General features: G+C 69.2%; 25 protein-coding genes. 10 read left to right on the forward strand and 15 right to left on the reverse strand.

All coding sequences use genetic code 11. The annotated features are described in order from the left end of the window. Positions 1-357: hypothetical protein (locus Ate02nite_RS42205; RefSeq protein WP_203813578.1), on the reverse strand; the 357-nt coding region annotated here is incomplete at its 3' end. 200 nt (positions 358-557) lie between these two features. Between Ate02nite_RS42205 and Ate02nite_RS42210 the strand changes: the two genes are divergently transcribed. Next, positions 558-1,247, forward strand: a complete 690-nt coding sequence (locus tag Ate02nite_RS42210) for a hypothetical protein (RefSeq protein WP_203813579.1) — start codon at positions 558-560, stop codon at positions 1,245-1,247. A gap of 2 nt (positions 1,248-1,249) precedes the next feature. Here Ate02nite_RS42210 and Ate02nite_RS42215 read toward each other — a convergent pair whose 3' ends face one another. The 10 genes from Ate02nite_RS42215 to Ate02nite_RS42260 all read right to left on the reverse strand — a co-directional run bounded on the left by Ate02nite_RS42215 (position 1,250) and on the right by Ate02nite_RS42260 (position 10,066). Continuing rightward, positions 1,250-2,047, reverse strand: coding sequence for an SAM-dependent methyltransferase (locus Ate02nite_RS42215; RefSeq protein WP_203813580.1), 798 nt, complete (start codon positions 2,045-2,047; stop codon positions 1,250-1,252). Between the two features lie 38 nt (positions 2,048-2,085). Next, positions 2,086-3,408 carry a nitrate/nitrite transporter gene (locus Ate02nite_RS42220; RefSeq protein WP_203813581.1) on the reverse strand — a complete coding sequence of 441 codons (1,323 nt, stop codon included), beginning with the start codon at positions 3,406-3,408 and terminating at the stop codon, positions 2,086-2,088. A gap of 1 nt (position 3,409) precedes the next feature. Continuing rightward, a complete protein-coding gene (locus Ate02nite_RS42225) occupies positions 3,410-3,706 on the reverse strand; it encodes a Rieske (2Fe-2S) protein (protein ID WP_203813582.1) in 297 nt (98 codons plus the stop codon). Then, complete coding sequence (locus Ate02nite_RS42230) at positions 3,703-6,249, reverse strand: FAD-dependent oxidoreductase (protein ID WP_203813583.1); 2,547 nt, start codon at positions 6,247-6,249, stop codon at positions 3,703-3,705. The genes Ate02nite_RS42225 and Ate02nite_RS42230 overlap by 4 nt, the downstream gene beginning before the upstream one ends. Continuing rightward, on the reverse strand, positions 6,249-6,596 hold the full coding sequence (locus Ate02nite_RS42235; RefSeq protein ID WP_203813584.1) for a molybdopterin oxidoreductase: 348 nt from the start codon (positions 6,594-6,596) through the stop codon (positions 6,249-6,251). The genes Ate02nite_RS42230 and Ate02nite_RS42235 overlap by 1 nt, the downstream gene beginning before the upstream one ends. A 101-nt stretch (positions 6,597-6,697) precedes the next feature. Continuing rightward, entirely contained in the window at positions 6,698-7,348 is a 651-nt protein-coding gene (locus tag Ate02nite_RS42240) for a sirohydrochlorin chelatase (RefSeq protein ID WP_203813585.1), read from the reverse strand. Between the two features lie 80 nt (positions 7,349-7,428). Then, positions 7,429-8,532, reverse strand: a complete 1,104-nt coding sequence (locus Ate02nite_RS42245) for a uroporphyrinogen-III synthase (RefSeq protein WP_203813586.1) — start codon at positions 8,530-8,532, stop codon at positions 7,429-7,431. A 103-nt stretch (positions 8,533-8,635) separates the two neighbouring features. Then, positions 8,636-8,818, reverse strand: a complete 183-nt coding sequence (locus Ate02nite_RS42250) for a hypothetical protein (protein WP_203813587.1) — start codon at positions 8,816-8,818, stop codon at positions 8,636-8,638. Then, complete coding sequence (locus Ate02nite_RS42255) at positions 8,802-9,008, reverse strand: hypothetical protein (RefSeq protein WP_203813588.1); 207 nt, start codon at positions 9,006-9,008, stop codon at positions 8,802-8,804. Before Ate02nite_RS42255 ends, Ate02nite_RS42250 begins: the two co-directional genes overlap by 17 nt. Positions 9,009-9,166: 158 nt before the next feature. Continuing rightward, on the reverse strand, positions 9,167-10,066 hold the full coding sequence (locus Ate02nite_RS42260; protein WP_203813589.1) for an AurF N-oxygenase family protein: 900 nt from the start codon (positions 10,064-10,066) through the stop codon (positions 9,167-9,169). A gap of 76 nt (positions 10,067-10,142) precedes the next feature. On the opposite strand from Ate02nite_RS42260, the gene Ate02nite_RS42265 reads away from it, so the two are divergent. Beyond that, positions 10,143-10,832, forward strand: coding sequence for a TetR/AcrR family transcriptional regulator (locus Ate02nite_RS42265; protein WP_203813590.1), 690 nt, complete (start codon positions 10,143-10,145; stop codon positions 10,830-10,832). Continuing rightward, the gene (locus Ate02nite_RS42270) at positions 10,819-11,136 is read left to right on the forward strand and encodes a DUF4873 domain-containing protein (protein WP_203813591.1); all 318 of its coding nucleotides are present in this window, start codon (positions 10,819-10,821) and stop codon (positions 11,134-11,136) included. Before Ate02nite_RS42265 ends, Ate02nite_RS42270 begins: the two co-directional genes overlap by 14 nt. On the opposite strand, the gene Ate02nite_RS42275 is transcribed toward Ate02nite_RS42270, so the two are convergent. Beyond that, complete coding sequence (locus Ate02nite_RS42275; RefSeq protein ID WP_203813592.1) at positions 11,130-12,140, reverse strand: AraC family transcriptional regulator; 1,011 nt, start codon at positions 12,138-12,140, stop codon at positions 11,130-11,132. The genes Ate02nite_RS42270 and Ate02nite_RS42275 overlap by 7 nt on opposite strands. Positions 12,141-12,210: 70 nt before the next feature. Between Ate02nite_RS42275 and Ate02nite_RS42280 the strand changes: the two genes are divergently transcribed. From Ate02nite_RS42280 to Ate02nite_RS42295, 4 genes are all read left to right on the forward strand, one after another. Then, entirely contained in the window at positions 12,211-13,674 is a 1,464-nt protein-coding gene (locus Ate02nite_RS42280; RefSeq protein WP_203813593.1) for a flavin-containing monooxygenase, read from the forward strand. Further along, positions 13,671-14,534, forward strand: a complete 864-nt coding sequence (locus Ate02nite_RS42285; protein WP_203813594.1) for an SDR family NAD(P)-dependent oxidoreductase — start codon at positions 13,671-13,673, stop codon at positions 14,532-14,534. Before Ate02nite_RS42280 ends, Ate02nite_RS42285 begins: the two co-directional genes overlap by 4 nt. Beyond that, positions 14,531-15,370 (forward strand): alpha/beta fold hydrolase, encoded by an 840-nt coding sequence (locus tag Ate02nite_RS42290; protein ID WP_203813595.1) that lies wholly within the window; start codon positions 14,531-14,533, stop codon positions 15,368-15,370. Before Ate02nite_RS42285 ends, Ate02nite_RS42290 begins: the two co-directional genes overlap by 4 nt. A gap of 107 nt (positions 15,371-15,477) precedes the next feature. Beyond that, positions 15,478-16,305: a MerR family transcriptional regulator gene (locus Ate02nite_RS42295; RefSeq protein WP_203813596.1), complete on the forward strand. Its 828-nt coding sequence runs from the start codon at positions 15,478-15,480 to the stop codon at positions 16,303-16,305. Between the two features lie 8 nt (positions 16,306-16,313). Here the strand turns inward: Ate02nite_RS42295 and Ate02nite_RS42300 are convergent, their stop codons facing one another. Further along, positions 16,314-16,919, reverse strand: a complete 606-nt coding sequence (locus Ate02nite_RS42300; protein ID WP_239148113.1) for a TetR/AcrR family transcriptional regulator — start codon at positions 16,917-16,919, stop codon at positions 16,314-16,316. Between the two features lie 67 nt (positions 16,920-16,986). Here Ate02nite_RS42300 and Ate02nite_RS42305 point away from each other — a divergent pair, with 67 nt between their 5' ends. Both Ate02nite_RS42305 and Ate02nite_RS42310 read left to right on the forward strand, forming a co-directional pair. Further along, complete coding sequence (locus Ate02nite_RS42305; protein ID WP_203813597.1) at positions 16,987-17,946, forward strand: ketopantoate reductase family protein; 960 nt, start codon at positions 16,987-16,989, stop codon at positions 17,944-17,946. A gap of 466 nt (positions 17,947-18,412) precedes the next feature. Then, on the forward strand, positions 18,413-19,489 hold the full coding sequence (locus tag Ate02nite_RS42310; RefSeq protein ID WP_203813598.1) for a M35 family metallo-endopeptidase: 1,077 nt from the start codon (positions 18,413-18,415) through the stop codon (positions 19,487-19,489). 325 nt (positions 19,490-19,814) lie between these two features. Here Ate02nite_RS42310 and Ate02nite_RS42315 read toward each other — a convergent pair whose 3' ends face one another. Next, positions 19,815-20,219: an NUDIX domain-containing protein gene (locus Ate02nite_RS42315; protein ID WP_203813599.1), complete on the reverse strand. Its 405-nt coding sequence runs from the start codon at positions 20,217-20,219 to the stop codon at positions 19,815-19,817. A gap of 97 nt (positions 20,220-20,316) precedes the next feature. Between Ate02nite_RS42315 and Ate02nite_RS42320 the strand changes: the two genes are divergently transcribed. After that, on the forward strand, positions 20,317-20,799 hold the full coding sequence (locus tag Ate02nite_RS42320) for a hypothetical protein (protein ID WP_203813600.1): 483 nt from the start codon (positions 20,317-20,319) through the stop codon (positions 20,797-20,799). Positions 20,800-20,804: 5 nt separating this feature from the next. On the opposite strand, the gene Ate02nite_RS42325 is transcribed toward Ate02nite_RS42320, so the two are convergent. Beyond that, entirely contained in the window at positions 20,805-21,146 is a 342-nt protein-coding gene (locus Ate02nite_RS42325) for a hypothetical protein (protein WP_203813601.1), read from the reverse strand. Between the last annotated feature and the right edge of the window lie 146 nt (positions 21,147-21,292).

Here is a 21,292-nt window from a genome sequence, read left to right on the forward strand (position 1 = left end):
TCGAGCTACGTACCAGACGTCCGGGCGATCGGGACCCTCCTTGCCGTACGGACGGAAGAACGGCTGCCGCAACGACTTACCGAGAACGAAGCGAAAGGTGCACTGATACTCCTTCGGCTTCACCGTCACCAGGTCCTCCGCACAGGGGCTGAAGACACCCACTTCGACGCCGAACGAGTACGTGGTGCAGCCGACCCCATCCGCGACATAGCGACTCATCGAGCCCACGACAAAGTGATCGATACCGTTGTCGTGCCGCCGCCACGCCCGCCGCCCGATGAAGCTATGGAATCCAGCAGCACGCAACAGGGGCCGAACATGCTCTCGAACCGCCTGGTCCACCCGCTTGCTATCCATCAGCTCTGTGTAGCGGGTCCGCGTAACAGATGGCCGTAAACGGCGAAATGGCCAAACCGCCGACGCTCGTACGCACCTCAGCATTTGACGGCGACCCCGCCGTACATGTGGACGTGTTCGTCGGGACGGCTCGGGCGGCTGCTGGGCCGGTGGGCGCTATGATCTGCGGGCTGGATCGTGGCATCTATGGGGAAGTCCATGTGCACGTGCTCGACGACCTGGATGGTTTGTCGCCGAGAGCGCAGGCGTTTCTGAGGCGTAGCGGTGACCGGCATCCCGTCGACACCGATCGATTGTCCACCGACTACCTGCGCGTGCAGGACCGGTCGGGGCGACTGATCACCGCACCGGTGGAGTTGATCGTCCGCCGGGAAGGATTCGCCCAGCGCTTCGGCGGGTTGCGGTACTGGGTGCGACACGCCGTGCGGTGGGACGGGGAACCGTACGAGACGGCCCGTCGGTGGGATTTCGTCCTGGAGGACTGGATCCGCTGGGAGCCGGGAGGCTGGTCGTTCGGCTGGGCCGGTGAGCATGTGTCGTCGCCGGTGCGGTACCTGGTGCACACCGACGGCCGGTTCGGAGTGACGCTCGGCGGCTCGTTCCTGGAGGTCAGTCCGTCGATCTACCACCTGATCGAATCCCATGCCCTGATGGATGAGACAGCTGCGTGGGAACCGGTGACCGGGAGCGCCCTGGAGCCGTGGACCGCCAGCTGCGTCGACGGCAGGCTCCTTGAGCAGTTCGGCGACCTGCGGCTACTGCCGGAAGCGTCCGGACCGTGCGAGCGGTGGCTGCGTTCGGACGCCGTGACCGTGCGCCAGATCCGCCGATGGACCGAGGACCACCCTCGTCCGGCCAGCGTCCAGGTGTGGACGCGCAGCACTCATTGACCTCAGCGTTTGAGGGCTACCCCGCCGTACATGTGGACGTGTTCGTCGGGGACCGCGCGGGCGGTGGCGTCCGGGCGCCAGTGGTTTACCAGGACCACGCCCGGGTCGATCAGGTCCAGGCCGCGGAACAGGTCCTGGCACTCGGCCAGGTTGCGGGCCTTCTCGTTGATGCCTCGGGCCACGTACGCCGCTACGCCCTTGTTCACCTCGTCCGGTGCGCTGTCGGCGGTCACCGTCGACATGGCCAGGACGCTTCCCGGCGGCAGTGGGGCCATCAGGGTGTCGATGATGTGGTGCGCTCGGTCGTCGTCGACTACGAACTGCAGGATCGCTATCAGGCTCAGGGCGACCGGCTGGGACAGGTCGAACGTCTGGCGGAACTCGGTCGAGGCGAGGATCGCGGCCGGGTCGTGCAGGTCGGCGTCCAGGTAAGCGGTGTGGCCTCCCGGCGCGCTGGTCAGCAGCGCCCGCGCGTGCACCAGAACGATCGGGTCGTTGTCGACATACATCACCCGGGACTCCGGGGCCACCTCCTGCACCACCTCGTGCAGGTTGGGGGCGGTCGGCAGGCCGGCGCCGATGTCCAGGAACTGCCGGATGCCCAGCTCGGCCGCGATGAAGCGGGCCTGCCGGGCCATGTAGTTGCGGTTGGCGCGCATCGAGATGGCCAGGTGCGGCCAGTCGGCGGTGATGAACGCCGCGGCGTCCCGGTCGGCCTCGAAGTTGTCCTTGCCGCCCAGCAGGTGATCGTAGATGCGGGCGGAGTGCGGGACGTCGGTGTTCAACTCGGAGGGAGACACGCGATCACCATATCGAAGCGCGCCTCCCTCCGAGGGGGTCAGACGGTGCGGGCCCCGGGCCGCAGGTAGACCGCCCACGTCACCAGGACGCACAGGGCGTAGAAGGCGATGAAGCCGAGGTACGCGGCGTCAGCGCTCTTGGTTTCCAGGAAGGACTGGCGGAAGGCCAGGTTGACCAGGACGCCGCCGAGGGCGCCGATCGCGCCGGCGATGCCGATCACCGCGCCGGACAACCGGCGGGCGGTGGGCTCGTCGGCCGGGTGTTTGGACTTGAAGATGGCCGGGATCATCTTGTACGTCGAGCCGTTGCCGAGGCCGCTCAGCACGAACAGCGCGACGAAACCGGCGATATACAGCGGCAAGGACTTCTGCTGGGCGGCAAGCAGCACCAGGGCGGCGCCCAGGGCCATCGCGATGAAATTGACGAACGTGACCCGGGCACCGCCGAACCGGTCGGCCAGGAAACCGCCCACCGGGCGAATCAACGACCCGAGAAGCGGGCCCATGAAGGTCAGATAAGCGGCCTGTACGGGTGTGGAGAACTCGGTGTGGAACTGCACCTGCAGCACCTGGCCGAACGCGAAGCCGAAACCGATGAACGAGCCGAACGTGCCGATGTACAGCAACGACATGATCCAGGTGTGCGGTTCGCGGGTCGCGTCGCGCATGGCGCGTTTCTCGCTGCGAGCCTGGGTCAGGTTGTCCATGTAGAAGGCCGAGCACAACGCCGCGATGACGATCAGCGGGATGTAGATGCCGGCCACGATCCCGGGATGCCCGGCGCCGAAAACCGCAAGAACAAACAGACCCACCAGTTGTACGGCGGCCACGCCCAGATTTCCGCCACCCGCATTGATTCCCAGAGCCCAGCCCTTGAGCCTGTTCGGGTAGAACGCATTGATGTTGGTCATCGAGGAGGCGAAGTTGCCGCCGCCGACACCGGCGACGGCGGCCAGCACGATCAGCGTCGAGTAGGACACCCCGGGCTTGATCAGGAAGGCCGCCAGCACCGCCGGGACCAGCAGCAGCGTGGCACTGAAAATGGTCCAGTTACGGCCGCCGAACCGGGACACCGCGAAGCTGTACGGAATACGCAGCGCCGCCCCGACGAGCGTCGGCACCGCGGTGAGGAGGAATTTTCCGGCCGGGTCGATGCCGTACGCCGGGCCCAGGAAAAGGACGAGCACCGACCAGAGTGACCAGACCGAGAAGCCGATGTGTTCCGAAAGAATGGAGAAAATCAGGTTGCGCCGGGCGATCGGCGCGCCGGTCTCGGCCCAGAACGCCGGGTCCTCGGGGCGCCAGTCGTCGATCCAATGTCCGCGTACCGAAATCGAGGGGCGTTCAAGAGTGGCAGTCATCTCACACCTCTACAAAGAGCTGGTCGTCATCAATACGGACCGGAAAGGAGGTGACCGGCTCCTGGCCGCTCAATGAGCAACCGGTGGAGAGGTCCCAGGCGTACAGGTGCAGCGGGCAGACGACCTGTTTGAGGTCGATCTGACCGTCGGCGAGCGGGCCGCCCTTGTGCGGGCAGACGGCGGAAAGCGCGCGCACCGAACCGTCGCGCAGCCGGAAGACGGCAATCATCCGGCCATCGATTGCGAAGGTCCGGCCCTCGCCGAGCGGAATGTCGTGTACCGATCCGATGGGTTTCATGCCCGCACCGGAACCTGCGGCAGCACGGTCAGCGGGAGCGAGGTGCGGAACTGTCCGGGAGTGGCCGGCTCGGCCCGTTCTTTCCACGGGTCCTTGTAGGCGCCGACCGCCGCGTCCATCGCCGCGTCGAGCGCGGCGGCTTTGCCCTCGGCGTCGTCCACCACCACCGCGCGAATGTGTTCGATGCCGACTCGCGGCACCCACGCATAGGTGCGCTCGAGCCAGTTCCCGCTCTCCCGGTAGTACTGCAGGAATCGGCCGGTCAGCACGATCACTTCCTCGGGCGAGGACACCGTGGCCAGCAGATCACCCTTGCGGACGTGGGCGCCGGCCGCCCCACCGACATAGAGCTCCCATTTGCCACCATCAATGGCAACAACACCGAGGTCTTTGACGTACGCCTCGGCGCAGTTACGCGGGCAGCCGGTGACCGCCAATTTCATCTTGCCCGGCCCCTCGATGCCCTGATAACGCTCCTCCAGCGCGATCCCGAGAGCCGTCGAATCGCCGACCCCGAACCGGCAGAAATCCGATCCGACGCAGGTCTTCACGGTGCGGAAGCTCTTCGCGTACGCGTACCCGCTGGGCATGTCCAGGTCGGCCCAGACCTGCGGCAGCTTCTCCTTCGGGATGCCGAGCAGGTCTATGCGCTGCCCGCCGGTGAGCTTCACCATCGGCACCCCGTGCCGTTCGGCCACCTCGGCGATCCGCTTGAGGTCGGCGGGCGTGGTGACCCCGCCCTTCATCTGCGGAACCACCGAGAACGTGCCGTCGCGCTGGATGTTCGCGTGCACCCGGTCGTTGATGAATCGGGCGTCGCGCTCGTCGATGTAGTCGGCGCCCCACATCATCTTCAGCAGCGACGCGAGGCCCATCTTGCTCTTGGCGTCCTCGTCCCCGCCGAGCGTGGCGAAGACCGACGACACCGACTTCAGCTCGTGCTGCCGGATCGCCGCCATCAGCTCCGACTTGGGCATCGGCACCCCGGGCACGTAGTAGGACGCGGCCGGGTCCTCCTCGACCGAGCCGCCGTTGGCCCACTCGACGATCCGCTGGACGAGCGGCTTGCAGGTGCCGCAGCCCTTGCCGGCCCGGGTGGCGTCCATGCAGCCGCTGACGGTCTTGCAGCCGCCGTCGACGCAGGCCTTGAGGTCGCCCTTGGAGACGCCGTTGCAGTTGCAGACCTGCTCGTCGTCGGGCATGTCGGCGACGCTCTCCTCGGTAGCTGGCCCGCCCAGGTCGAACAGCAGCTCGGCCCGGTTGTCCGGCAGCGGCAGGCCCTTCTCGAACGCCTTGATCAGGGCGAGGGCCTTGCCGTTGTCGCCGACCAGGGTGGCCCCGACGAGGCGGCCGTCGCGGACGATGACGTTCTTGTAGATGCCGCGCTTGGGCTCAGCGAACTCGAGCAGCTCGTCGTCGTCGCGCTCTGGCGCCGACAGCCCCATCGACGCGACGTCGACGCCCGCCACCTTGAGCTTGGTAGCCACTTGCGACCCGTGGTAGGTCGCCCCAACGTTCGTCTCACTAACGTTAGGGCCACTAACGTTAGTCCCGCCAACGTTCGGGCCGCCAACGTTCGTCGGGCTAACGTTCGGGGCGCTAACGTTCGGGGCGCAAACGTTCGTGGCCAGCACCTTTGCCTGCTCCCACAGTGGGGCTACCAGGCCGTACACCTGACCTCGGTGCTGGGCGCACTCCCCCACCACGTAGATGTCCTCTTCGTCCTGGGCGCGCATGTAGTCGTCGACGACGATGCCCCGCTCGACGACGAGCCCGCTCACCGCCGCGACCTCGGTGTTCGGCCGAATCCCGGCCGCCACCACCACCACGTCACAGTCGATCACGGTGCCGTCGGCCAGCTTCACCCCGGCGACCGCGTGCTTACCGAGGATCTCGGTGGTCATGCCGTTGACCACCACGTCGATGCCGAGCTTCTGCTCGATCGTCGTCTGCAGCGTCCGCCCGGCCGCCGCGTTGAGCTGGGTATTCATGAGATGTCCGGCGGCGTGCACGAGGGTCACGTGCCCGAGGTGGTTCTGCAGCCCGCGGGCGGCTTCGAGCCCGAGCAGCCCGCCACCGATGACGACCGCACGCGAGTGCTCCCGCGCATACCGGATCATGGCCCGGGTGTCGTCGAGCGTGCGGAACACGAAGACGCCCTGGTGGTAGCCGCGGCCCGGGACGTGCGCGCCCTTGATCGGCGGCACGAACGCGGAGCTGCCGGTGGCGATGACCAGCTTGTCGTAGCCGGTCGCGCTGCCGTCCGAGCCGTACACCATCCGGGCGTAGCGGTCGATGCGGTTGATGCGTACGCCGGTGTGCAGGGTTACGCCGTTCTCGGCGTACCAGGAAAGGTCGTTGAGAAAGATCCCGGATTCGTCCTCGATGCCGGCCAGCACGTTGGACAGCATGATCCGGTTGTAGTTGCCGTAGGGCTCGTCGCCGAACATCGTGATGTCGAAATCGCCGTTGCGGGCGAGGATTTCCTCGACGGTTCGGGCGCCGGCCATCCCGTTGCCGATGACCACCAGTCGTTGCCGCATCAGACCTCCACCAGTCCCAGGTCGACGATCACCGTTCCGGTGACGCCGGCCGGCGCGGACAGCCACAATTCGACGGTCGTGCCGGCCGGCAGGTCCTCGACGACCCGCAGGGACACGTGCACGTCGCTCTTGGCGCCGATCGGGAAGTAGCGCATCGGCCGCCCGTCGCGGGTCAGCACCGCGCAGACGAGTTCGTCGGCCGCATTGCCGCCCCGAAAGTAGACGGCCTGCGCGGACGCGCCGTCGGGCACCAGATAGGACAGTTCCGGTCCGAGCGGGGCCGGCTGGTCGAGACCCTTGCCCTCGAAGGGAAAGACGCCTTGCAGAAATCGCGGTGTCGAATGCACCTGTCAGTCCCTCCGGTGAGCGGTCGCTGTCTCACCGGGAATGATTCAGGGGCATTGTTTAGCGAATTGACCGGCGCGATTGCGCGAACGTTCGGAAAACCCTACATACCCGCGTGGGCGGTTGTGAGGAGTGCCGATTCATAGCGGCGCAGCACGAGCGGCACGATGGCCGGGTCGAGCGCGAGCGGCGGGGTGACCGAGTCGGCGCCGGCCCGGTGCAGGGTGCGGTAGAACAGGCCCTCGGCGAGCAGGTAGGCGGCGATCGCGACCCGGCGCGCGCCCTGCCGCCGCAGCCCGGCGACCACGTCGGCGACCTTCGGCTCGCTGCCGGAGACAAACCCGACGTGCGCACCCAAATCGGCCGCAAGCGCTTGAACAGAAGCCCGCCAGACCGGATCCGAGGATCCGGCGGCGGCCAGGACCACCGCGTCAGCGCCGGGCAGGTGCCGGGTCAGGCTTTCGGTGAGTACGGGGTCAGGGCCGAGTGGCCTGGTAACCGGGAAGCTGGTCCCGGCGACAGCGTCGGCGATGTCCACCCGCACGTGATATCCGGCCGACAGCAGCAGCGGCACCACCACGGCGTCGCGGACGGCCGGCACGACCGCGCCGATCCGGGGCTGCTGCACGTCGGCGTAGGAGAGCCGGATGTCCAGCCCGGGCCGGCTCCGGGCGACCGCCGCGACCAGGTCGCGGATCTGCTTCTGGCCGGTGGCCGAGCGGGTGCCGTGGGCCACCGCGAGCAAAGTAGGCATGACGGTTCCTCCGATGATGCGAAGAGGGACCCGGCGGCAGTGCCGGTAAAAACGGCCGGTAAAAACGGCCGGTAAAGAGGTCAGACAGCTTCGTCGACCCGCAGGCGGTAGCCGCGCTTGATGACCGTCTCGATCAGCAGGCCGGAGCCGAGCGCGGTGCGCAGCCGGGCCACCGCCACGTCGACGGCGTGCCCGTCGTTGCCGCGCGGCAGCGACGCGATCAGCTGATCCTTGGACACCACCACGCCGGGCCGGGCGGCCAGCGAGGCGAGGATCGACATGGCGGCCGGGGCGAGCGCCCGCGGTTCCCCGTCGATGAGGACGGCGTGCCCGCGTACCTCCAGGGTGCCGCCGGCCACCCGCAGCTTGACCGACCGCTGCGGCAGCTCGTCGGCCACGGTTTTGATCAGCGCGCCGAGCCGGAACCGTTCCGGCATCACCACCGGCACGTCCAGTTCGACCAGCGGGGCGGCGGTGACCGGCCCGACGCAGGCGGCCAGGGTGCCGGACCGGAACCGGTCCAGCACGCAGCCGAGGTCGTCGCCGGCCAGCCGCAGGAACGACTTGACCGCGGGCGCGCTGGTGAAGGTGACCGCGTCGATCTGCCCGGCGGTGACCTGGTCGACCAGGCGGCGCACCGGCGTGGTGTCCAGCGGCGGCACCCAGCGGTAGACCGGCACCTCGACCACGGCGGCGCCGGCCGCGCGCAGGGCGGCCACGAACTCGGTCTGCGGCTCGCCGTGTTCCTGCACGGTGATCCGCCGGCCGGAGACACCGTCGGCGAGCAGCCGTTCCAGGACCTCCTCGGAGGCCTCGGTCTTGGCCGCCCACTCCTCGGTGAGCCCGGCCGCCCGGACCGCGCCGCACGGTTTCGGGCCGCGCGCGATGATCCGGGCCCGGCCGAGCACCTCGCGCAGTTTCTCGCCCAGGCCCCAGCCCTCGGCCGCCTCCAGCCAGCCCCGGAACCCGAAGCCGGTGGTCGCGATGACCAGGTCGGGGGCGAGCCCGATGCAGGCCGCGGTGGCCGCGTGCAGCGCGTCGTCGTCGGCGAGCTGCACGATGCTGATGGTGGACGCGGTGACCACCCGCGCGCCGCGCCGATGCAGCAGGGCGGCCATTTCGTCGCGGCGCCGCTCGGCGGTCACCGCGACGGTGAAGCCGGTCAACACGCCGCCGTCAGTCATTCCGCAAGCGTTCCGACATGTGGTTTCCACCAGAGCGTCATGGGGTTTCGGTGCGGTCAACGCGCTTTCACAACCCGGTTACCGAGGTTGTGAGGATCAAGACCTAGTCGTCATCTTCGACGATCTTGCGGACCCCGGCCAGCATCCGGAACACCTCGAGGCGGCCGTCGAGGAAGCCGATGCGGTAGTCCCGGCCGAACGCCGGGTCGGTGGCCCGGCCGGCGTCGCGGCGCGCGGCCAGACCGTCGGCACGGCCCACCGCGTACGCCTCAAATTCCTGGTCCATCGCTCTTCTTGTCATCGAGCGCCTTGCGGATCGCGGCGACGAGCGCTTGCTCGAACGCGGCGATCTGGCCGTCGACCACGCCGACCTGATAGTCGGCACCGGTCGTCGGATCGCCGGCGCGCTCGCCGTCGTGCAGGCCGGCCATGCCGTCGGAGTGCCCGGAGCCGTAGGCCACCAGTGCGTCGTCCATGCCTGCCTCCCGAGGTGCGTATCGGGTGCAAATCTGTCACGCACCGGGGGCATCGCCCACCGTCCGATCGGGCGGTCCGAAATCCTCAAGTACGAGGTCAACCCCGCATTCAGCCAATCCGGTGTGACCGCCCTCCCCCTCGAAGGGCGGTCACACCATCAGGCCGGCAGGAGACCGGAACGGCGCCAGAGAGGCCGGCCCGGGCCGGCGATCAAATCAAGATCATCGAGGTACGCCACCACGCGCTCGCCCGACCACCGCAGCGTCTCCCGGAAGTGCGGGTTGGCCATCGCCGCCCGATATCCGTCGGCCGGCCGGATGCCCACCGACTTGTAGACGGCCGGGTGGATCAGGCGGCGGCCGCACAGGTACGCGGCGCGGGCGATCACCAGCCTGTCGAAGTGCAGCCGGCCCTTTCCGGCGGTGCGCACCTGCCGGGCCAGTTCCTCGCGGGCGTACCGGACGTGCCGGGCCTCCTCGACCACGTGGATCCGCGACACCATCCGGACCAGGGGCTGGACTTGCTCGTGGGACATCGCCTCGCGCTGCAGCGTGTCGAGGATTTCCTCGCAGATCAGGATCGCGGCGAACATCCGCGGGCCGGTGCCGGTGGCGGCGATCCACTTGCCGAGGAACTCGTTGATGCCCTCGGGCCGGTAGACCGGGGTGCCCAGCTTGTCGATCATCCGGCCGAACATGACCGAGTGCCGGCACTCGTCGGCGACCTCGGTGAGCGCGTACTGCGCGTGCGCGGCGGTCGGGTCCTGCTTGTAGTAGCCGCGCAGCAGCAACTGCATGAGGATCGTCTCGAACCAGACGCCGAGGCCGGCGATGCTGGCCACCTCGTGCCGGGTGAGAGTGATCCGCTGTTGTTCGGACAGCCCGGCCCACAGCTCGGTGCCGTAGAGGCTGCACCGCTCCGGCGGCACGAACCAGAGGCCGTCGACGAACGGCGCGTCCCAGTCGATCTCGACCTCGGGATCGTACGAATGCTCGGCGGACGAGCGCAGCAGGCGGGCGGCGGTGCGATCGCGGTCGGCGGGAGTCACGGTGGTCATGGGGGACGCCTCCTCGGAACGGCCGGTGAGTGTGATGCACTTGACGTTACCCGAGGTAACAGTTACTTCTAATAACATGCCCCGTGAACAAGAGCCGGTCAATACCGATGGTCGTAAAGGTCGCTGGGCCGGCCATCGTGCGCAGCGCCGGGCCGAGCTGACCGCGGCGGCCATCGAGGCGATCCGCGAGCTCGGCCCCGAGGTCGGGATGGACGCGATCGCGGCCCGGGCCGGGGTGACCAAGCCGGTGCTCTACCGCTACTTCGCCGACAAGTCGGAGCTGTGGCTGGCGGTCGGGCAGGAGGCCGCGGGCATGGTGCTCGACGCGATCGTCCCGGCGGTGGCCGCGGTCCGCGAGGAACGCGACGTGATCGCCGCGGCCATCGACGCCTACCTCGCGCACATCGCCGCCGACACCAACCTCTACCAGTTCGTGGTGCACCAGCCCGACATCGCCCGCGGCCGGGACGTGGTGGCCGACGTGGTCGACACCGTCGCGAGCGGCCTGGCCCGGATCTTCGGCGACCGGCTGCGGGCCCGCGGCCTCGACTCCGGGGCGGCCCTGCCGTGGGCGTACGGGGTGGTCGGTTACGTGCAGTCGGTCGGTGACTGGTGGCTGCGCCAGCAGCAGCCGATCAGCCGGGAGGCGCTCGGCGACTACCTGACGACGTTCCTGTGGACCGGGGTGGCCGGCATCCGCCAGGCCGCCGACATCCCCGGCGGCCTGGCCGCCCACCACGAGGAGGTGCGCGGTGCCGGAAACTGACGAGTACGAGGTCGGGAACCTCCCCGACGAGGAATACCGCGGGCCGGCCACGCTGCGGATCGGCGACGACGACCTGGCGGTGGAGATCCGGATGTCGGCGCGGTTCGAGCCGGTCGAGGGCCGTTTCCGGTGGGCCGGCCGCACCAACCCCGACCCGGTGCTGCGCGAGCGGGTCTCCGGCGGCCTGCGCGAGGGCCGGTTGACCATCCCCGGCTTCGCGACCCAGAAGGTCCGGCTCAGCGAGCCCGATCCGTGGGCCGGCGTGCGGTTGTCCGGCACCGGGACGCCGCCGTGGTTTCAGTGACCGGGCCCGCGGCGCAGGTCACGCGGGGAGGTGCCGAACCAGCGGCGCACCGCGCGGCTCAGCGCCGACTGCTCGGTCAGCCCGACCATCGCGGTGACCTGCGTGAACGGCAGATCCGTGGTGGTGATGAGGCGGTGGGCGCGCTCACGGCGTACCTCGTCCAGGATCTGATCGAAGGTCGTGCCCGCCGCCGACAGACGGCGCTGGAGGGTCCGCGGGTGGGTTTGCAGCCGGCGGCCGACGGCGGCGATGTCGGCCGGCGCCGAGCCGAGCGACTGGGTGATCAGCTGCCGCACCTGCTGTTCGAGGGTCTGCTCGGGCGCCGGGAAGTGGGTGCGCATGTAGTCGAGCGCGACCTCGCGCAGCACCCGATTGCCGCCGGCCAGCCGGGTCTGGTGCAGGGCGGCCGGCACCCGCAGCACCGCCGCTTCCTGCGCGAAGCGCACATCCGCTCCGAAGAACTCGGTGTAACGGGCCACCGGCGCGAGCGGACGATGCGTGAGGTGCACCGACCGCAGACCGTAACGGCCGCCGGCCAGCAGCACGATGATCCGGTGCAGCAGGCCGAGGCCGTTGTCGCAGATCTGCGGCGGCAGCGGGTCGAGCTCGGTGCTGGCATAGCGCAGGCCGACCACGCCGGCCCGCCCGGCCGGGTCGGGAACCTGCGCGACGGTGAGCGCCGGCGAGTGCACGAACAGGAACCGGGTCGCGCAGTCGAGGGCCTCGCCCAGGGTGGCCGAGTTCTCGATCGCGATGGCGAGCGGTCCGAGGACCGCGATGTCCTGCCGGGCGGCGAGGCGCAGCCCCAGGTCGGGGCAGTCCAGCGAGGCCGCCGCGGTCTCCAGGGCACGGCCGGCGGACAGCGTCGGGATCACCGCGTCGTCGGTGTCGAGGGCCGCCGCGTCCACCCCGAACCGGGCCATCAGGGCCGGACCGTCACCGCCGAGTTCGCCGATGAGGCCGGGGAGTCCCCGCAGCCCGGCCGCTCTGACCATCGATCCCATGTCGCGAAAGGATAAATGAGTGTCGCGCTCAGGCAAGTCCCTCGCGGGCAAAGATGGCGAGACTGGCGGCATGGCCGAACATTTCGACGTTGTCATCATCGGCGCCGGCCTGTCCGGGATCGGCGCGGCGTGGCGGCTGCAGGAACAGCTGCCCGGCAAGAGTTACGCGATCCTGGAGGCGCGCGACGCGATCGGCGGAACGTGGGATCTGTTCCGTTACCCCGGGGTGCGGTCGGACTCGGACATGTTCACCCTCAGCTATCCGTTCCGGCCGTGGCGGGATGCCGAGTCGATCGCGCCCGGCGAGAAGATCCGGCGCTACATCGAGGAGACGGCGGCGGAGGGCGGCATCCTCCCGCACATCCGCTTCGGCACGAAGGTCGTCTCGGCCGACTGGTCCTCGCTGCTGAGCCGATGGACGCTGCGGTTGGCCGGCGGCACCACGATGACCTGCGATTTTGTGTATGCCTGCGCCGGCTACTACTCCTACGACACCGCGTACCAGCCAGATTTTCCGGGTTTGGAAGAATTTTCCGGGCAACTCGTGCACCCGCAGTTCTGGCCGGAAGACCTGTCGTATGCCGGCAAGAAGGTCGTCGTGATCGGCAGCGGCGCGACCGCCGTCACGCTCGTCCCCGCCATGGCCGCCGACGCCGCGCACGTGACCATGCTGCAGCGGTCACCCACCTACATGACCGTGCTTCCGCCGCGCGACATCGTGGCCGACGCGGCCCGCCGGGTGCTGCCGGCCAAGGCCGCGAACCGGGTCGCCCGGGCCAAGAACCTGCTGATCACGCAGGGTTTCTACCAGCTGGCCCGGCGGCGGCCGAAGCGGGTGCGGCAGATCCTGCGGGCCTTCGCGGTGCATGCGCTGAAGGATCCGGCCTACGTGGACGAGCATTTCAACCCGGCCTACGAGCCGTGGGACCAGCGCCTCTGCGTGATCCCCGACGGCGACCTCTACCAGGCGATCCGGTCGGGGAAGGCGTCGGTGGTGACCGACCACATCGCGTCCTTCGAGCCGGCCGGGATCCGGCTGAAGTCCGGTGAGCTGCTCGAGGCCGACGTCGTGGTCTCCGCCACCGGCCTGTCGCTGATCCCGATGGGCGGCATCCAGGCCTCGATCGACGGCACGCCGATCGACATCGGTGAGCACGCCGCCTACCGCGGCATCATGCTCAGCGGCGTGCCCAACCTGGCCTACTGCATCGGTTACGTGAACGCGTCCTGGACGCTGCGCGCCGACCTGGTCCACCGCTACGTGATGCGGCTGCTCAAACACCTGGACCGGCACGGCTACGCCGTGGCCACCCCCGACAACCCCGAGGAGCAGGGCCGTCCGTTGCTAGATCTCTCTTCGGGGTACGTGCAACGCGCGCTCGACAAATTCCCCCGCCAGGGAAACCGGGACCCATGGCTGGTCCGGCAGAACTATCTGCGCGACGTGCTGGCCCTCCCCCGCGCCGACGTCACCCGCGACATGACCTTCTCCCGTCACCCCGTCCCCGCTTCCGTGGAGGAACTCGCCTCATGACGCCCTACGTGTTCCGCGGCCGCACCGCCGTCCTGACCGGAGCCGCCAGCGGCATCGGTGAACAGCTCGCCTACGGTCTGGCCGACCGGGGCAGCAACCTGGTCCTGGTCGACGTGGACGGCGACCGCCTCAAGCCGGTCGCCGAGCGGATCGGCCGGGTCCACCCGCAGGTCACCGTCGAGACGATCGTCGCCGACCTGTCCGACCGCTCGGCGGTGGACGGTGTTGCCGCTGCGGTGCTCACCTCGTACCCTCGCCTCGGTCTTTTGGTCAATAACGCCGGAATCGCCCTGGGTGGGCGGTTCGACCAGGTCAGCGTGGACGAGTTCGAGACCGTGATGAACGTGAACTTCCGCGCGCCGATGCTGCTCACCCACGCCCTGCTGCCGGCGCTGAAGGCCGCCCCCGGCAGCCACCTGGTCAACGTGTCCAGCCTGTTCGGGCTGATCGCGCCGGCCGGGCAGTCCGCCTACAGCGCCAGCAAGTTCGCGCTGCGCGGGCTGAGCCAGGCCCTGCACAGCGAGCTGGCCGACGACGGCATCGGCGTCACCACGGTGCATCCCGGCGGGATCCGCACCCGGATCGCGGAGAGTGCGCTGGTCGGCAGCGGCGTGCCGGCCGAGGAGGTCGGACCGAACCAGAAGGTCTTCGCCAAGCTGCTGACCTTCCCGCCCCAGAAGGCCGCCCGGCAGATCCTCGACGCGGTCGGTAAGCGCAAGGCCCGCCTGCTGATCGCCTCCTCGGCGAAGGTCCCCGACCTGCTCGCCCGGCTGCTCCCGGTGGCGCACGAGCGCATCGTCCGGGCCGCCACCTCGGCGACGGTGTCCCGCACCCGCGCCCCCCAGGACGCGGCCCGATGAACTACGTGGACGTGCACGGCGCCCGCATCCGCTACCACGAGTCCGGCGACCCGGCGGCACCGCCGGTGGTGCTGCTGCACGGCATCGGCCGCAGCCTGGAGGACTGGGACGCGCAGCACCCGCTCCTCGATGCCGACCACCGGGTGATCAGCATCGACATGCCCGGCTTCGGCCTGAGCCAGCGTCTCCCGGCGTCGACCAACCTGACCGCCCTGTCCGACGGGGTGTGGGCGACCCTCGACGCGCTCGGCGAGACCCGCCCGGTGCACCTGATGGGCAACAGCCTCGGTGGTGCCGTGTCGATGCAGATGCTTGTCGACGACCCGGCCCGGGTGTCCACGCTGACCCTGGCCAACAGCGCCGGCTTCGGCAAGGAGGTGACCATCGCCCTGCGCATGCTGGCGGTACCCGGGCTGGGCCGCCGCCTGCTGGCCCGGATCGACAAGATCTCCGCGCCTCGGCTGGAACGCACGGTCTTCGCCGACCGGGCGATGGTGACCCCCGAGCGCATCGCGATGGCGATCAAGGTGGCCCGGCAGCCCGATTTCGCCGCGGTCTATCTGGAGGTGGCGCAGGCGCTGGGCGGTTTCCGCGGCATCGCGCCGCGCTGGCGCTCGGAGCTGCTCCCGCGGGTGGCGAAGCACGCCAAGCCGACGCTGCTGCTGTGGGGCGACCGCGACCGCATCCTGCCGCACGCCCACCTGGCGGCCGCACGCTCGGCGTTCCCGGAAGCGTCCTGGCACCTGTTCCCGAACACCGGCCACATGCCCCAGATCGAACGCCCGGCGGAGTTCAACGAGCTGGTCCGCCCGCTGCTGGCAAAGGTGCCGGCCTGAGATGTGCCCGTCCCGGCAGGGCGGTGCCGGGACGGGCCACCCCCCGTCAGCCCTCCTGGAACGGCAGTGTTGACCTTGCCACGCGGCAATCTCGTAGCTTGGACGGCATGGGAGCGCGGGAGGCCGGGATGCTGTCGGTGGGAGAGGTTGCCCGCCGGGCGGGACTCACCACGAAGGCGCTGCGGCACTACGACCATCTGGGCTTGTTCGCGCCGCAGGTCGTCTCGGCGGACGGCTATCGGTGGTACGCCGAGGATCAGCTCGCAACAGCCGTCACCATCGCCCGCTTACGTGCCCTCGACGTACCACTGGAAGCTATCCGGGCCCTGCTGGCGGGGGCGGGCGAGGACGAGGCACGACGTCTGCTGACCCGGCATCGTTCCGCGTTGCAGGCTCGCGACAACCGGATCCGGCGGGCCCTGCACTCCCTCGACCATCTGCTCAACCACGAACGAGGAGTCGTCATGGCGATGACGGACACCCAGCCACCGAGCGTCCCCGACGAGCGGGAACTGGCGCGGACGCTGTTCAACCACACCTGGACGCTGCTCGAGAAGGAGTCCCGGTCGGCCGACGAGGACGAGCGAATGATCCATACAGCTCACGCGTCGCGGTTCCATTGGGACAACGTCGGCGACGACCAGAATCGGGCCGTCGGCGAGTGGCAGTGTTCCCGGGTCTACGCCACGCTTGGACGGGCCGAGCCGGCGCTCTACCACGCCCGGCGGTGCCTGGGCTACGCCGACCGCCCCGGGATGGAAGTGTGGCTCATGGCCAGTGCCTACGAGGGCCTTGCCCGGGCCCAGGCCGTCGCCGGCGACTTCGAGGCGGCGCGTGACTCGCGCAGCCGAGCAGTTGCCCTTGCCGAGACCGTCGGTGACGCCGAGGATCGGAAGATCGTCATCGCCGATATCGACACCCTCCCCATCCCCTGACCGATGTCTCAGCCGGGTGCACGGCGTTCGTGTTCGCGCCGGCTGTCGTCTGAGTGCGGCCGGCGCAGGCCGTCCAGCACGAGGGTGATCAGGCCGTCGGCCTCGGCCCGCCAATCGGGGCGGTCGTGGGCCGCGCCGATGCCGTGCAGCGCCATCATCACGGCACCGGCATCCACGTCGTCGCGGACTGCGCCGCTCTGCACGGCGGCGGCCACCAGGTCGGTGACCGCCTGCTCCAGCGCCTGACTTCCCTCCGCGAGCGCACCTGAGCCGGCGGCCATGAGCGTGGCCAGCGTGCGGGCGAGGCCCTCGTGGGCCTGGATGTGGCTGACCATGCCCCGCAGAAAGGTGCTCAGGGCCTCCTCCGCGGGCAGCGTGGCCTGCAGGTGGCGGGCGCGGTCGCACAGCGTGGCGACCTCCTGGTGGTAGACCGCCTCGGCCAGCGCCTCCCGGGTGGGGAAATGCCGGTACAGCGTGCCGGTGCCCACCCCGGCCAGGCTGGCGAAGTCGTCGAAACGCAGGTCGAAGAAGCTGCCGGCGTCGAAGACCTCCCTGGCCTTGGCGAGCAGTAACTCACGGTTGCGCCGGGCGTCGGCCCGCAGTGGCTTTGACAAACGGAGACTACCTCCATATATTCGAAGTGGAGATCACCTCCGATTAAATCACACCCCGGGGTGCGCCTTGAAGATCCTGATGTTCGGCCGAGGCGTGATCGCCACCGTGTACGGCTGGGCCCTGGAACGGGCCGGACATGACGTCGAGTTCTACGTGCGGCCGGGCCGCGCGGCGGCGTACGGGGAAGGGATTGATCTTGATCTGCTCGACACCCGGCGGCGGGTGTGGGGGCAGCCCGTCGTGCAGAAGTGGCCGGTGCGCTACCGCGAGGAGCTGGCGCCGGACCACGACTTCGACCTGATCGTGCTCAGCGTGTCGCACCATCGCCTGCCGGAGGCAACGGCCTTCCTGGCCCCGCGCCTCGGCAAAGCCACCGTGCTGGTCTTCGGCAACATCTGGGCCGAGCCGCTGGCCGCGATCGGCGCCCTCCCCGTCGACCGGGTCGCCTGGGGCTTCCCCCAGGCCGGCGGCGGCTTCGGCGCCGACGGCGTGCTCCGCGGGACACTGCTGCCGTCGGTCATCTTCGGCACCCTCGACCAGCCCCTCACCGCACGGGAGCGGGCCGTACGCCAGGCGTTTCGCGAGGCCGGCCTCCGACCGCGCGAGCAGTCCGACTTCCGCGGCTGGCTGTGGCTCCATTTCGGATTCAACGCGGGCGTGCACTCGCAGGGCCTGCGGCTGGGCTCACTGGCCAAGCTGATCGGGGCGACGGGCGCCCTGCGCGAGGCGCTGCTGACCAGCCGCGAGCTGCTCCCGCTCATCGAGGCTCGCGGCGTCGACCTGCGCCGTCACCGCGGCAGTGTGCTGCCGCTCCGCGCGCCCACCTGGCTGACGGCCCCGGTGATGGCGTGGATGATCGCTCATTTCGCCCCGCTGCGCGTGAACTTCGAGGCGCACTCCGACCCGGGCACCGAGGAGCCGCGCGCAATCTGCTCCGACACCCTGGCCGAGGCACGGCGGCTGGGAGTAGCGGTACCGCGACTGGAGGCGGCAGAACCGACCTTCGCCGGCGAGGGAAAGCACTGAGTAAATCCGTCTCGCCGGTCAGCTCAGCGATCGAGGTCGCGTAGCAGCGGCCGAGTTTCCGGACGGGCGGATTCCGGTCCGCTTCCCGGTTTCTCACCGGTAGGCGGTTCAGACCGCCGCCCGGTGGCGATGCTGCGGTTCGTCGCCCCATCCGTGTAGATCCAGGAGAGTTGCTGTCAGGAGCTGACAGCAACTCGGCAAGGTCGACACCGCACCTGCCGGACCTCCACTGTGTCTGCTGGAGCCGGTATGACCCGACGGTCACTGATGCCTCAGCCGGTGGTGACCGAGGCTTCCCGTCGTGCCCTCTGCGACGTCAAGGTATGACCCACCAGGGATGTGGAAGCCCATTGTTCCGTAATGACGGTCATATAAATTGATGCACGTGATTTTAACGCATTGATATCCGTCTTTCGCCTGTATCTAGCAGGCGGCAACGGGGTCGATGCCCGGGAAAGGAAACCACGTGCGCAAATCTCGACGTCCACTCTGGGCGGCGTGCCTCGCCGTCGGGATCGCGGTCCCGACCGCAGTCGCCGCCGGGGCGAACGCAGCGGCGGCCGGCACCCCCTCCGGTCTCACCACGACCGTCCAGATCGGCCAGGCGACCAGCGACGCCCTCACCGTGCGTTTCACGGTGCGCAACACGTCAGCGGCACCGGTCAGCGTGCTCTCCCGTGACCTGCCGCAGGCGCACGACTCCGGAGCGACCCTGGCCGTGACCAGGGACGGTGTGCCGGTGGCCTACCGGGGCAAGTTGGTGAAGCCGGCAGCGCCGACCGCGGCCGACTACACCAGCATTCCCGCTGGTGGCACCTACACCGCGACCATGGACCTGGCCGACGAGTATGACCTGTCGCAGCCGGGAACCTTCACGGTCGCCCTGGCTTCGACCCAGGTGCGGGCCTCCGCGGGCACGCTGCGGGTCAACGCCGGTCGCGCCACCGTGCGCACCAGCGCCGGCATCCGAGGTGCCGCCAAGGTGTCCGATGCCGCGCCGACAGCCACCGAGCAGGTGAGCGTCGCCGGCGCCGCGGCAGCAGTCACCCTCACCTACCGTGGTTGCACCACGAGTGAGAAGACCACGCTGAAGACGGCCATCAGCAACGCCACGACACTCTCGCAGAAGTCCCAGACCTGGCTGGCGGCGAACACCTCCGGCGGAGGCGCCTACACCACCTGGTTCGGCACGTACAGCTCGTCGCGGTTCTCCCGGGTGACCTCTGCCTACAGCAAGATCACCAGCGAGCTGACCAGCAAGACCGTGACGCTCGACTGCACCAGCAACGAGGACTACTACGCCTATGTGTACCCGGACGAGCCGTACATCATCTACCTCTGCAACGCGTTCTGGTCGGCGCCGGCCACCGGTACCGATTCGAAGGCCGGAACACTGATCCACGAGTCGAGCCACTTCACCGTCAACGGCGGCACCGACGACCACGCCTACGGTCAGACCGCGGCCAAGCAACTCGCCGTGTCGAGCCCGGCCAACGCGGTCGACAACGCCGACAACTACGAGTACTTCGCCGAAAGCCGCTGATCCAGCCGTCGGCTCGCCCCTGCTGGCCGCCGTCCGTTCCCGTGCTCTTCGGACACCCTCCGGTGAGTGCCGCACTCGCCGGGGCGGGAGCGAGCTGCCGCCGGGGATCGGCCGAGGTGTCCCGCCGGCTCAGGGCCGGCGGGACACCGGATTAGGCGTCCAGCGCCGGGCATTCGGCGTAGCCCTGGTGGCCGCCGCCGCAGATCGCTTACGCCTTGCTGGGCATAGCGTGAGTTTGGGTACCGGGGTCTGCCCGCAGGTTTAGTTGGGCGTGACTTTGGGACCCGGCCTGGCCACCGACCCGCCGGTGACGGCGCGTTGATGTTCAGGCGCGGGTATTCCGCATCGCTTCCACCAGCGCCGGGCCCATACGTTCGTGGGCGAGCGGAGGGACCTCCTCGGGACGGAACCAACGAATCTCGTCGTGTTCGTCGGGAGCGGCGTTTGCCGGTGTCCCTTTCCACTCGTCGACGAGCCAGGCGCTGAAGCGCACGGATTCCTCTCCGTGGCCTGCCCCCAGCCGGCACAGGTGGATCGCCGAGACTGTTGCTATCTGCACGCCGAGTTCTTCGTGCATTTCCCGGGCGAGTGCAGCCAGTTCTGTTTCTCCTGGCTCGATGTGCCCGCCGGGCAGATCCCAAACGTCCGGGTAGGCGTGGCGGTTCGGACTTCGGTGGACGAGTAGGACTCGGCCTGCGCGAACCAGCGCCGCCGTAACGATCTCGTGCATGGCCGGGGATTGTGGCATGACCATCCGACAAGAACGTCCGAGACCGCCACGCTGAAGGGCCGTTCGCGTGCCATAGCAACGCACTAGTCTCGGCCCGGTGGATGACAGCCTTCTCCGCCGGCTCCGGGTCGAACAGGCTCGGTCGCTTCTCTACGACGCCGAACCTCATCACGCGGTGATGCTGGCCTGCGACCTGCTGGTGGCCGGGGTCAACGGCGACGCAGTGGTGGCGCTCGCGGCGGAGTCGGCTCGGACCCTGTCGGCGCATGAGGCGAACCGGCGCCTGGCGGCGGTCACCGCCGAAGTCGGCCTCGCAGAACCAGACCTGGCGACTGCCGTGGAGCTGATCACGGCCGACACCTGCGAGCGGATCCTCGACCGGACCGTCCTCGCCGAGGAGGGAACCCATCGTCTCTACGTGGTGGGACATGAGGGCAGCCCGCTGGACGACCTGCTCCCGGCGGTCGCCGCACTGGCCGAGCGCCTCGAAGACGACCTCGGTGGACGCGCTGACCACGACCTGCAAGCCCGGCTCGACGCGATGGCCCGGACAACTCTGAGCCGCTTGGCGCCCCAGTGAGTACCTCAATAGACCCGGCGCCATGGCCGACCGACAAGCTGACCGCACTGCGCCTCGGACGACGGCTGGTCACCGAGGTGGCCGGATCCCGACCAGGCAGGCGAGCCTTCGTCGATATCCGCCCTGTCGCCACCGACGACGACCAGAATGCCGGCCGAGAGGGCTGAACCCGGGCTGATCGTGAGCGCACCTTCGAGTTGAAGCACTGGGACTACGACGCCGACCGAATCGACGGCTTCGACTACGACATCGGCGCGATCCTCGTGAAGGCCGCCACCGTAATCGGCGAGAGCGAGCTCACCGGAACCCTTCGGACTTGGGGCCTTGGGCCGGAGCAGTTCCTTCATCCGTGGCAAACCGCTGATCCGCGGTAGCCGCATCACCGGCCCGGGGCGGGGTGTGGTCGCCGCATAGTGAGGGTGTCCGGCCGAAGGTCGATACCGCCAAGCTGTGGTCGGCCGCCCGCAGCCCTCTAATGGCTGAAGTTGCTCAT

The organism is Paractinoplanes tereljensis (assembly GCF_016862435.1).
In the GTDB taxonomy this organism is placed as follows: domain Bacteria; phylum Actinomycetota; class Actinomycetes; order Mycobacteriales; family Micromonosporaceae; genus Actinoplanes; species Actinoplanes tereljensis.